We start from the raw sequence: 9167 nt of genomic DNA, 5'->3' as shown, positions 1-9167 counted from the left end.
AATTGAGATAACTCCAGCATCTGTTGATAGAGGTGAGTGGCTGCCCCTGGGTCATGTTTGAGATGATGACAACTCTCCTGAAGCCAGTGCCGTTGCTGGGCTAAATTAATGGGATAGAGGGCCACCGCCACCGCACCGAGATACCCAGAGGCATGATAGAAATCCAGCACTTGTTCGTGGGTATGGCGGTTGAGGAATTGCCAGTTTGAGGCTGCCCCATCCGCAATTCCGAGATAGGTGGCTTGGGGATAACGGGCTTTCGTGCGCGCGATTTCTCGCTCTAGCCGTTCCAGAAACGTCGCCTTGCCATATTCGGGGGTGGCTCCCATATAAATGGTGTGTTGTCGGTCTCCAAACGCGTCATACAGACTGATGGTGCCGACCATGGCTTCTCTCCATCCGGTGTCGCACAACAGCATACAGGTGCCATCTAAGCCAATGGCAACACTGGCAATTTCAGCGTCTAGTTGAGGGGGCACATAGTCCCAACTTTCTTCTTTCACCTCAATGATCGTGGCCACCGCTTCACTGAGACGCTGGATGTAGGACACGGCGACCGGGCGTTGATGATTCTCAGCCAAGTCTCGCTGCACGTCTCGGGCGGAACCATACGCCAGTTTCGAGGACACTTGTTTCGCAAACAGAGGCGTGGAGGTGATGATGATGCGAGACGCTCGCTCTAGCGGACAATCCGTTTTCCCGCCTCCAGAGCGCTGATAGACATGGCGTTCAATCACGACTTCTCCGTAGGGCGTTTGATACGCTTTGGGCTGCTTGCCTTTGGTTCGCATCACCTCTCCGGCAATCTCAATGGCTGAACCGTCGGTGTCCAGATACTCAAGAGCGGCTGTAGTGGCAATACGACCCGCCTCGTTGAGGCTTTCCTGAATCGCTTCTTCACTGGTCAGCAGCGAATGACTCAGGTCTATCGTCACTTCTATCCTGACTTGCGTCCCTTCTTGACTCAGCAATTGAGCGCTCATACTCACCACCTCTTGGTTGCCTCACTCAGTGATATCATGCTTGACCTACTAAATCAAGTAGAGGTCGCACCCGATCGGGATGAGATTTCACCAAAAATTACAACGTGATCACAACCACGAACCCGGCGTAATGCGGAGCGATCGCTATACTGAAATCTAAAGCCTCGTCTCAAACCCCTATGTCTGAATCACACACTTTGGAACTCAGCGAAGATGGCGCACTCGTTTTACCAGATGCCATTCGCCATCAACTCAGTCTTCAACCCGGCGATCGCTTCATCCTGACCCTCAACCCAGACGGCACCCTCCATCTGACCAATCTGAGATCACAACTGCGCTCTCTACGCGGCATCTTCAAAGACAGCGCTGCTGACACAAATCTCTCTGATGAATTGATTCGCGATCGTCGTCAAGAAGCCCAGCAAGAAAACCAACCATGACTGCTTCTGCTCAATCTGTTCTCGATGCCTCCGCGCTGCTAGCGTATCTAGGTGACGAATCTGGTGCAGATATCGTCGAAACTGCTTTGATGCAAGGTGCAGTGATGAGCGCCGTCAACTGGGCAGAAACTCTCTCCAAACTTGTTGAGCGAGGACAAGATCCCGATGAAGTGACCCATCGCCTCACCACGCAAGGACTATTAAACACTGCACTATACATCCAACCTCTAGATGAATTTCTGGCTTGCGAGATTGCCAAGCTGCGGTTGCCAACTCGATCCTTCGGCTTATCGTTAGGCGATCGCGCCTGTCTCGCCCTAGCGCTTCAGTTACAACTTCCCGCCTTAACGAGCGATAGTGCATGGGCAAATCTGAGGCTTGGTGTTTCCATTAGACTAATTCGATAGAGAGGCAGCGATCGCAGATTCGTCGCTTAAACTCAGGAGCAGCAATAATCTCTATAGAGCCTTCATCACTCATTAATGCCATCCCAAAGCTCAGACATCGGAATTGTGTTACCGTCGGCAATGCTTCACCATCCGCAAACGGAACCTCGATCGTACTAAGCATGAGTCGATGCCTCTCGGTCATCCTTGATCATTTGCATCAGAACATCTGCGGCTTAGGTTGCATCATACGGCGACCCAACAGGATACGCTGACGCAGAAAACACAACCCGCAGTTTGGCATCTGGAACCTGTGCCGCTAAGAGTTTGAAGAGCGTTAGTTCGCCTGACTGATTCAGGTCATTCACCAAAGGAATTAGCTCAGCTAGAGACATGGTTAGGTGATGTGTAACCAATTCACCCTCATCCCAACCCTTCTCCCTAGGGAGAAGGGCTTTCAGATTCTTTCTGGTTCCCTCTCCTGGGGGAGAGGGTTAGGGTGAGGGCTGTATTTTCAAGCATTTGAGAGAAGTTGCACATCGCCTATGGTTATAACTTTCTAAATACTCGCGACTTCTTTGATCCTATGCGATCGCTCTAAACTTGACCCTGCTCTATCTTCTCAAAGGGCGATCGTCGAAGCTCGATCGGGCTATCTCTGTAACGACATTCTGTAACCCTACTGACATCGGCAGACCAGACTTGTATTCTACTGATGGAATGAAAAGCTCCCACTGATCCTATGACTGACGTTTTTCTCTCATATTCTCGGAAGGACAAAGCCTTTGTGCAATCGCTGCATGATGCTCTGCACAGAGAACAGCGAGAGATCTGGGTCGATTGGCAGGCGATTCCACTCACGGCAGATTGGTGGCAGGAGATCGAACGCGGCATCGAAGGGACAAATACCTTTGTGTTTGTAATCAGTCCTGATTCGGTAGCATCCGACATTTGCCGCCAAGAGATCGACCACGCCGTAAAGCACAATAAAAGACTGGTGCCGATCGTGCATCGTGAGGGCTTCGAGGCGGCAAAGGTGCATCCGATGTTGTCGAAGCACAATTGGCTGTTTTTTCGGCAGACAGATGACTTTGCTCACGGCTTTGAGCAGTTGACGACCGCGATCGACACCGACTTAGATCAGGTCAGAACCCATACACGGATTTTAGAGAAAGCGATCGAGTGGAAAAAGGAGGGACGGAATCCGAGTTTTGTGCTGCGGGGGGAGGATTTAGTGCGATCGCAGGCTTGGCTCGTGCAGTCAGACCAGCAGCAGCCGAAGCCCACAGAGTTACAACGGGAATATATTCGAGCGAGTCAGACCAGTGAGGAAGCGGCGGCGATTTTGCTTAGGGCGGGGCGGCGAGCAACGCGCATGGTGCAGATTGGCGCTGGTGTGTTGGTGGCAACGCTGATTGGGGCAGGTGTGGCTGGAGGTTTGGCGCTGAAAGCAACTAAGGACGCAACGACAGCAACTCAGAAGGCGCGAGAAACGGAGCAACAGGCAGACCAGAAGGTGACAACGGCACAGCACCAAGCGGATGCGATTACTCAGCAAGCCGATCGACACGTCAAAGCAGCAGACGCGAAGCTAAAAGCAGCAGACGCGAAGGCTGCACAAGCTCAAAAGGCGGTGACGCAAGCGAAGGCAGAACAAGCGCGGGTGTTGGCGCAGTCAGAACGGCAGATTCGGGCGGCGCAGGGGCAGGTGGCGCAGGCAGAGCAACAGAGGCAGGCGGCAAGTGAGCAAGCAAAGGTGGCAGAGCAACGGCGACAGCAGGCAGATGCAGCAGTCAGGGTGGCAGAAAATCAACAAAAAGCAGCAGTGGCGCTTCAGGTTGAAGCAAAGGCGGGGACGCAGATTGAGCGATTAGGGTCTATAGCGTTGAGACGATTTGATGTAGATCAAGCCGATGGCTTGCGGTTAGCGATGCAGGCAGGCTTTGAGTTGCAAAAGTGGGGACAGGGCAAATCGCTGGATCAGTATCCTGCTCTTAGCCCAATCTTAGCGCTGCAATCTGGCTTAGAAAAAATTAAAGGAACAAGACTCCCTGGCAATCAAGGCATCGTTAGGAGTGTGGCATTCAGCCCAGATGGGAGCCGCATCGCCACAGGGGGAGATGATGGCAGCACCAAACTCTGGGACAGAGACGGCAAACCCATTACCACCATCAACAGCGATCAAGACGGCGTTTATAGTGTGGCATTCAGCCCCGATGGGAGCCGCATCGCCACAGGGGGATATGATGGCAGCACCAAACTCTGGGACAGAGACGGCAAACCCATCACCAGTATCAACAGCAATCAAGGCATCGTTAATAGTGTGGCATTCAGCCCCGATGGGAGCCGCATCGCCACAGGGGGATATGATGGCAGCACCAAACTCTGGGACAGAGACGGCAAACCCATCACCAGTATCAACAGCAATCAAGGCATCGTTAATAGTGTGGCATTCAGCCCCGATGGGAGCCGCATCGCCATAGGGGGATTGGATGGCAGCACCAAACTCTGGGACAGAGACGGCAAACCCATCACCAGTATCAACAGCAATCAAGGCATCGTTAATAGTGTGGCATTCAGCCCCGATGGGAGCCGCATCGCCATAGGGGGATTGGATGGCAGCACCAAACTCTGGGACAGAGACGGCAAACCCATCACCAGTATCAACAGCAATCAAGGCATCGTTAATAGTGTGGCATTCAGCCCCGATGGGAGCCGCATCGCCATAGGGGGATTGGATGGCAGCACCAAACTCTGGGACAGAGACGGCAATCAATTAGGTCAATTTGAGGGAGGTTCTCCAACATTTAGTCTAGATTGGCAGACGATCGCCATCGTCACTCGACCCTCCTATTTCGGCGCACCCCTCCCTGATTCCAAGAACTCGATCGTTAAACTCTATCGCATCGACCTCAACCTCGACAGCCTTCTCCGCCGCGCCTGCCAACGCCTCAAGACTTACATCCTCGACGACCCCAAGCAGACCACCGAGCAAAAACAATGCGAGACCCAACTCGGCGAAAGCTGGCAAGCGCAACGCACCTCGAAATGAGGGGAGTAGAGAATGCAGTGCAAGAACGATGATGGCGAATTGCATCGATGATTTTGACCTGCGATCGCACTTCACAAACAACGATCGCTCGATCTATTCCAACGTGATGACTGCGTTGCTCACGCTACTCTTCAGGCGAATTAAATTCTTTAATGATGCTGATGATGTCCTTAGCAGGCACATCAGACTGCTCTGATTTTGGATAAATCAAAAGTAGAACAACACACATTGGAGAAACGAGTTGATAAATCAGTCGATATCCCCCTCGTTTACCTGTTGGAATATCACTGTTCTTGACTCGTTCCTTAAAGACGGTATGACCCGTTCCTTGAACCTGATCGCCCACAAACTCCCCAACTCGAAGCCGCGCGAGAACAGGTTCAAGATCGCGACGAATTTGACGATATTTTTTGGAGAGATCGCGGACTCGTCGCTGAAATTCAGGAGCAGCAATAATCTCTATAGAGCCTTCATCACTCATCAATGCCGTCCCAAAGCTCAGACAGCGGAATTGTTTTACCTGCCTTAACTTCGCTGAGGGCTTGGCGCAGTCCAGCTAAGACACTTTCATCTGGCTCATCATAGCCATCCAGTTCAGAGTCTTCAGGAACCATCACAATGATGCGAACATTGCTTCGGTTACTGATCTTGAGCGGTTGGTCAAGCCGAATATAGCCCTGTTCGTCGATCGTGCCTTGCACTTCAATTTCTTGCATAGCGATGCTGGGTTAACTCTGGTTCTGCTGAAATTGTAGCAAGCTGACTTGAGTTCTCTAATTTTATGTAGGGTCTGTGATGGACTTCGCACACATCCTAACTATTAGGAGGTTTCTCTGGCTCATCGTCGTCTCGTTTTCGAGTTTTCACCGCTTCAGCCGTGTAGACATCCACATCGCGCTGAATGATTCCCTCGACCTGCTCAGTGAAAACGGGTAGCGCCTCAGCATGTGTTTTGTAAGTCCGATACACGCCGCCCAACTGCAAAAACTGCCAGCCGTGGGTTTTGAGAAGCTCTGCCGATCGACGATAGCTATACCAGCGATCGCCGAACTGATTAAACGCTTCCACTGCCGAACTCACCGTTACGAGGGCACTAATGCTAATTGTTCCGACTTTGAGCCACTTGTCAAACGCTTTGTCTTCATTAAAGTTGAGGGCAACGAGAATCGGGACGATGGCACTGGCAACAATCACCGTTAAGCGCAATCGACGATGCCAGTTTCGCATTTGAGTGGCGCGGTCTTCCATCCACAGCACCTGATCGAGCCAGCGAGACTTGAGATACTCTTTGTGTAGCGATTCGATCTCTAGGTCGTCAATAAGGCTGTCAAACTTCTGCTTTAGCTGCTGGTTATAGGTCAAGTTTGAGGGCTGAGGATCGGTAGACATTTTATCTCTTAATCATAAATGCTGCTTCTATTATCTGAGCTAGAGCCGCACTTCCATCCGCTAGATCGATAGACCGCACTAATCCACTTTGAATCAATTTTTTGGCTCGATCGTCACTCACATCTCCGTGGACAGCCGCCGCCAGAATGTCGGCGGTTCTGCCTGATCCAGCAACGACAATCAGCGATCGTCCCATGTTCACATTTTGCGTGGCATCTTCCCACGTCACGTCACCGCCGTTGATTAAGACGGTGATGGAGGGCGCATCGGCAGCGATCGCGCTGGCAACTTGGGCAAGCCAGATCGATTCGTCTCCCCAGCGAGCGCCAGGAACGAGAAAGAAATGCGTGTGGTTGGGTTCTAAAGGGGCAGCGTCTTCTAGAGTCGAAGTTTGACCAGGTAGTGTCACAAGCCCGATCGGGCTGACTCCGATGAGGGGAAAGGTGGCGTGCAGTTCTGCTCGTGCTTGACCCATAAGGCGCATCACTCCAGTGTCGGTGCCGCCATCCACGACTACCGCTTGATAGCGTTGAGCGATCGGGGCGAGGGCTTGGGTAAAGAGGAGCCGCACCCGATCGGAGTCTTCTGGGTTGAGCCGACTAGCACCGCCAATCACCACAAGGGTGGGACGAGATTGAGGAATATCGGTGTTGTTGAGGATGCCTGGAAACTCTGCCAAGGACTCGACGGAGACAACAGTGGCAGTGCGATCGGAGAACGTGATGGTGCAAGGGGACATGATACAGTTCCGGCTAGGATGAAGAGCGATCTCACGACCAAGCGGTGATTTTAAGCAGTGCAGAGGCACATTTTACACCGTCTCAACCGTTGAAGGTGTGAATAGGAATCCCAGAATCCTCTATCCACTAAGCTTTCCCGATCGGAGATCGCAAATCTAAAATTAGCATTCGTTTCTTTAATTAAATCAGCTTAAGTAGGACACCCTTGACTGCTGAATTGATCAGAGACGTTGAAACCGCTTGCAACGACTCTCTGAGTTCTTTAGATATTATTCAATGAACTCATCAAAATGGATCATTTTTTGAGTGGTTGAATCACGGCGATCGACGGTCTCCGATGATTTCATCCTAGTTGCCCAACGGTTACTTTGAATGTTATTGGTAGCATTAGATGCAATCGCATTTCCTATTTCGGCACATTCATTTGCTGTGTTTATGATTTCACCGATCGCTCTTCTACCATTGCCGAGGCTCCACTTTCGCAGGTTCAGAGGGGCTGACGTTTGGATTTTGTCGTGCAGTTCAATTGCCACAACAAATCCAAAAAACGTTAGACCCCCTGCGTGAATCTGGGAACGCCCCCTAAATCCCCCATTCTGGGGGATTTAGGGGGCACAAACCGACCTCAACGGAGCGAGATCTGAGAGAGTTTGTATTGAGAAGTTTATTCATGCAGGAGGTCTATTATCGATTCGCCCATTGAAAACTAAAGAAAATCGTTTGATAGCCCTTTTGTCTCGCGTGATTTAGCGTTCTTGCCATCAGCTAAGTTTTGCCCATTTGCCTCGGTGCTTTGATCCGAATCAAAGCGAAATTGTAGCTGGCAGAACCCGCTCATCAAACCTCTACTTTGAGGCGAGCGGGCTGACTCGTGACCTCAAACATTTCGCCATGAGGCACGATCGTCATCTGTCCAAATTCTTTTAGCAAGTCGCGATATGCCTGAGCAACAGGACGCGGATTTCGCTTTAAGTCAAACAAACCGCAGGGATTCACAGTGCCTTTTTTCTCAGCGAGTTCGATATCCCAATCGATCTGGTCAATCAGGCTATACCAGGTGAACCCTAATACTGGGATGCCGTCTTTTCGCATTTGCAGCACGTTGACCCACTGTTTCCATAACCAGCAGGGTGCTTTTTCAGCATCTAACACATTCGTCTCCGTGTGCATCACGGGTTTGCGATAGCGATCGTAATACTCTCTAGTAATTTGGTACCAACCCATCACGTCTCCACTCTGACACATCGTGCCATCGGGTAAGAGAATGCGCTCGTTGCGTCCATAATAGTCATTGCCCATCACCTGATATCCAGGTGGCTCACCAGCCATAAACCAGTCATATTCGGCGCGAGTTAAGCCGTTGTCGAGCAGATACATACAGACATCGGCATCGGGCGGAAACGCGTAGAGCAAATCCAGTGACAGAAAGCGAAGTTTGTTGAGCAACTTGACTTCTTGAGACTGAGCCGAGCAAGCTTCGTGGATATATTCAGCGCTCTCACTTTGCACCACGACGAGATCGGGGCGTTTCTGGGCAAGGCTTTGAGTGCCGAGAATGCTGGCAGCGACGATATGCTTCATAGCCGTTACAAACGCCCGATCGCTCTTGAGTTGCTCGTTCCAAATTCCATCTTTAGCGCTGACTCGTGCGGTCACATAGATCTCGTTTACAGGCGTGTAATAACGAACCCACGGATAGCGATCGGCAACTGCCGCGCAATAGTCTGCAAAGTGAATCGGCAGTTCGGGGTTTTGAAAGTTGCCCAACCAGTCAGGAACACCAAAGTGCATTAAGTCAAGAATGGGTGTGATCTCTAGTCGCTGCATTTCGTGCATGACTTCATCGGCAAAACTCCAGTCAAAGCGTCCGGCATCAAGGTGAATGCGATGATAAGGTAAGCCGTATCGCAAGACATTTAAACCGAGATCTTTAACCAGATGCAGATCTTTTTGCCAGTGTTGATAATGACCACATTCTTCCAGTTCATCGCGGCGAGTTTTTCCGTGATCAATGGTTGGGTAAGAACATTCGATTCCCGTTGCAAACATGAAGTTGCCGGGGCGCTTGCTGGGTTGTCCTTGTCCAGTCGCTCCTGATGCGCCGCCGTTGCTATCACCGGGATATTGACCGTCTCCGTAGCGTTGTTGAATCAAATCTAAAAATCCTGCTGTCATGG

Annotated in this window: 12 protein-coding genes; 3 read left to right on the top strand and 9 right to left on the bottom strand. The window is 51.1% G+C overall.

From position 1 onward, the window contains the following. A partial coding sequence (locus A8707_RS17425; protein ID WP_068818476.1) for a hypothetical protein occupies nt 1-983 on the bottom strand: 983 nt, incomplete at its 3' end. A 179-nt stretch (nt 984-1162) separates the two neighbouring features. Between A8707_RS17425 and A8707_RS17420 the strand changes: the two genes are divergently transcribed. Continuing rightward, complete coding sequence (locus A8707_RS17420) at nt 1163-1423, top strand: AbrB/MazE/SpoVT family DNA-binding domain-containing protein (protein ID WP_068818475.1); 261 nt, start codon at nt 1163-1165, stop codon at nt 1421-1423. Next, nucleotides 1420-1830, top strand: coding sequence for a type II toxin-antitoxin system VapC family toxin (locus A8707_RS17415; RefSeq protein WP_068818474.1), 411 nt, complete (start codon nt 1420-1422; stop codon nt 1828-1830). The genes A8707_RS17420 and A8707_RS17415 overlap by 4 nt, the downstream gene beginning before the upstream one ends. Here A8707_RS17415 and A8707_RS28340 read toward each other — a convergent pair. Then, nucleotides 1814-1993 carry a hypothetical protein gene (locus tag A8707_RS28340; protein ID WP_156518677.1) on the bottom strand — a complete coding sequence of 60 codons (180 nt, stop codon included), beginning with the start codon at nt 1991-1993 and terminating at the stop codon, nt 1814-1816. The genes A8707_RS17415 and A8707_RS28340 overlap by 17 nt on opposite strands. A gap of 52 nt (nt 1994-2045) precedes the next feature. Next, a complete protein-coding gene (locus A8707_RS29170) occupies nt 2046-2204 on the bottom strand; it encodes a hypothetical protein (protein WP_197484833.1) in 159 nt (52 codons plus the stop codon). 347 nt (nt 2205-2551) lie between these two features. Between A8707_RS29170 and A8707_RS17410 the strand changes: the two genes are divergently transcribed. After that, nucleotides 2552-4861 (top strand): toll/interleukin-1 receptor domain-containing protein, encoded by a 2310-nt coding sequence (locus A8707_RS17410; RefSeq protein ID WP_068818473.1) that lies wholly within the window; start codon nt 2552-2554, stop codon nt 4859-4861. A 124-nt stretch (nt 4862-4985) separates the two neighbouring features. On the opposite strand, the gene A8707_RS17405 is transcribed toward A8707_RS17410, so the two are convergent. The 6 genes from A8707_RS17405 to A8707_RS17380 all read right to left on the bottom strand — a co-directional run bounded on the left by A8707_RS17405 (nt 4986) and on the right by A8707_RS17380 (nt 9165). Then, nucleotides 4986-5342: an addiction module antitoxin gene (locus tag A8707_RS17405; RefSeq protein WP_068818472.1), complete on the bottom strand. Its 357-nt coding sequence runs from the start codon at nt 5340-5342 to the stop codon at nt 4986-4988. Continuing rightward, nucleotides 5335-5577 (bottom strand): type II toxin-antitoxin system RelN family antitoxin, encoded by a 243-nt coding sequence (locus tag A8707_RS17400; protein WP_068818471.1) that lies wholly within the window; start codon nt 5575-5577, stop codon nt 5335-5337. Before A8707_RS17400 ends, A8707_RS17405 begins: the two co-directional genes overlap by 8 nt. A 97-nt stretch (nt 5578-5674) precedes the next feature. Next, nucleotides 5675-6250, bottom strand: a complete 576-nt coding sequence (locus tag A8707_RS17395) for a DUF4231 domain-containing protein (protein WP_068818470.1) — start codon at nt 6248-6250, stop codon at nt 5675-5677. A gap of 1 nt (nt 6251) precedes the next feature. After that, nucleotides 6252-6989: a hypothetical protein gene (locus A8707_RS17390; RefSeq protein ID WP_068818469.1), complete on the bottom strand. Its 738-nt coding sequence runs from the start codon at nt 6987-6989 to the stop codon at nt 6252-6254. 270 nt (nt 6990-7259) lie between these two features. Further along, nucleotides 7260-7523, bottom strand: a complete 264-nt coding sequence (locus tag A8707_RS17385; protein WP_068818468.1) for a hypothetical protein — start codon at nt 7521-7523, stop codon at nt 7260-7262. 304 nt (nt 7524-7827) lie between these two features. Continuing rightward, nucleotides 7828-9165 carry a family 1 glycosylhydrolase gene (locus tag A8707_RS17380; RefSeq protein WP_068818467.1) on the bottom strand — a complete coding sequence of 446 codons (1338 nt, stop codon included), beginning with the start codon at nt 9163-9165 and terminating at the stop codon, nt 7828-7830. Nucleotides 9166-9167 lie beyond the last annotated feature (2 nt).

The organism is Phormidesmis priestleyi BC1401, from assembly GCF_001650195.1.
Lineage (GTDB): Bacteria > Cyanobacteriota > Cyanobacteriia > Leptolyngbyales > Leptolyngbyaceae > Phormidesmis_A > Phormidesmis_A priestleyi_B.
This window is presented reverse-complemented; position numbering and strand designations above follow the sequence as displayed.

What these genes read in the sequence shown, in the direction of transcription:
- A8707_RS17420 (WP_068818475.1), top strand. Translation starts at nt 1,163, where the DNA reads ATGTCTGAATCACACACTTTGGAACTCAGCGAAGATGGCGCACTCGTT.
- A8707_RS17415 (WP_068818474.1), top strand. Translation starts at nt 1,420, where the DNA reads ATGACTGCTTCTGCTCAATCTGTTCTCGATGCCTCCGCGCTGCTAGCG.
- A8707_RS28340 (WP_156518677.1), bottom strand. Translation starts at nt 1,993, where the DNA reads ATGCTTAGTACGATCGAGGTTCCGTTTGCGGATGGTGAAGCATTGCCG.
- A8707_RS29170 (WP_197484833.1), bottom strand. Translation starts at nt 2,204, where the DNA reads ATGTCTCTAGCTGAGCTAATTCCTTTGGTGAATGACCTGAATCAGTCA.
- A8707_RS17410 (WP_068818473.1), top strand. Translation starts at nt 2,552, where the DNA reads ATGACTGACGTTTTTCTCTCATATTCTCGGAAGGACAAAGCCTTTGTG.
- A8707_RS17405 (WP_068818472.1), bottom strand. Translation starts at nt 5,342, where the DNA reads ATGAGTGATGAAGGCTCTATAGAGATTATTGCTGCTCCTGAATTTCAG.
- A8707_RS17400 (WP_068818471.1), bottom strand. Translation starts at nt 5,577, where the DNA reads ATGCAAGAAATTGAAGTGCAAGGCACGATCGACGAACAGGGCTATATT.
- A8707_RS17395 (WP_068818470.1), bottom strand. Translation starts at nt 6,250, where the DNA reads ATGTCTACCGATCCTCAGCCCTCAAACTTGACCTATAACCAGCAGCTA.
- A8707_RS17390 (WP_068818469.1), bottom strand. Translation starts at nt 6,989, where the DNA reads ATGTCCCCTTGCACCATCACGTTCTCCGATCGCACTGCCACTGTTGTC.
- A8707_RS17380 (WP_068818467.1), bottom strand. Translation starts at nt 9,165, where the DNA reads ATGACAGCAGGATTTTTAGATTTGATTCAACAACGCTACGGAGACGGT.